1 protein-coding gene is annotated in these 635 nt (G+C 38.7%); it reads right to left on the reverse strand.

Features of this window, described 5'->3' with window-relative positions; genetic code table 11:
• The coding region (locus GON26_RS21955) for a PKD domain-containing protein (RefSeq protein ID WP_160376818.1) at positions 1–635 on the reverse strand (635 nt) is incomplete at both ends.

Consider the following 635-nt stretch of genomic DNA (forward strand, 5'->3'; position numbering starts at 1 on the left):
TTCAAAAGTTTCTAATGTTGTTTTGGTATTGGTTCCAACACAAATTGTCATCGTATAAGTGTTGCTTCCACAATCATTTGAAGCAACCAAAGTAATTGTTTTAGAACCTGTTGTTGTAAAACTTACGTTTGGATTTTCAGCTGTACTTGTAGCAGGAGATCCGTTAGGAAAAGTCCAGGCATACGTCGTTGCTCCTGTAGAAGTATTGGTTAGAGTCATATTTTCTCCAACAGCCAATTCCGTCAATGGTGCTGTAAATCCTGCCGTAACTGGAATTGAAGGGCTTATTGTTACTGCTCCGGTTAACGTTTTAGTATCAGAATCTGCTCCATTTGTAGCTGTTAAACTTGCATCGTAAGTTCCTTCAGTATTATAAGTAACTACTTGAGTCGCCGATGTACTTGTACTTGGTGTTCCTCCTGGAAAAGACCAACTATAAGAAGTTGCATTTGTAGAAGTACTCGTGTATGTTATCGTTTGTCCAGCACATATTGCAGCTGTTGTTGCTGGTGTAAAATTAGCCACAGGAGCTACAACATCAGGCAAACAATCTATAAAATCAAATTTAATTGCGTCAGCAATTACAACTCCCGAAGTTCCTGTAGTACGAATAACAACTTTAGCTGTAGTACCTG

Origin of the sequence: Flavobacterium hydrocarbonoxydans, from assembly GCF_009789235.1 — a bacterium.
Classification (GTDB): Bacteria; Bacteroidota; Bacteroidia; order Flavobacteriales; family Flavobacteriaceae; genus Flavobacterium; species Flavobacterium hydrocarbonoxydans.